1 protein-coding gene is annotated in these 529 nt (G+C 41.8%); it reads left to right on the top strand.

What is annotated here, in order from left to right; all coding sequences use genetic code 11:
* Nucleotides 1-529, top strand: a 529-nt coding sequence (locus SORDD16_RS09975; protein ID WP_164966528.1) for a transposase, incomplete at both ends; no start/stop codon positions are given.

Here is a 529-nt window from a genome sequence, read left to right as displayed (position 1 = left end):
GATCCTGAAACACCTCTGGTTCAGAAAAAACTGTCAAATTTCTAAGCTTGTCTGGGTAAAGATAACGCAACTACACACAGAAAGACTCACAAACTCTGACATTGCCAAGAGAATCCACGTTTCCGCTTCCATCGTCCAGAGAAAGCTAGAACAATTCACCTTCACTGAGGATTTTTCTAAACTTCCTGAAGTCTTATCCTGGGATGAATTTTCACGAAACAAAGGAAAACTTGCCTTCATTGCGCAGAATTGTCATACACGAAAGGGCATCACCGTTCTTGAAAACAACCGACAGGCAACCATCAAGAACTACTTTTACAAGTATCCTAGAAAGGTGCGTGAACAGGTCCAGTTTGTGACGGAGGATATGTCTGCCAGCTACATTCCCATCATCAAACAAATTTTTCCTAAGGCAAAGATTATTCTCGATAGATCTCACATTATCCAGCATTTGAATCGGGCTATGATGACGACCAGAATTGCCATTATGAAGGAATTTGATAGACGCTCTATCCCCCATCAAGCCATG

It is taken from the genome of Streptococcus oralis, from assembly GCF_001578945.1.
GTDB classification, from domain to species: Bacteria; Bacillota; Bacilli; order Lactobacillales; family Streptococcaceae; genus Streptococcus; species Streptococcus oralis_Q.
This window is presented reverse-complemented; position numbering and strand designations above follow the sequence as displayed.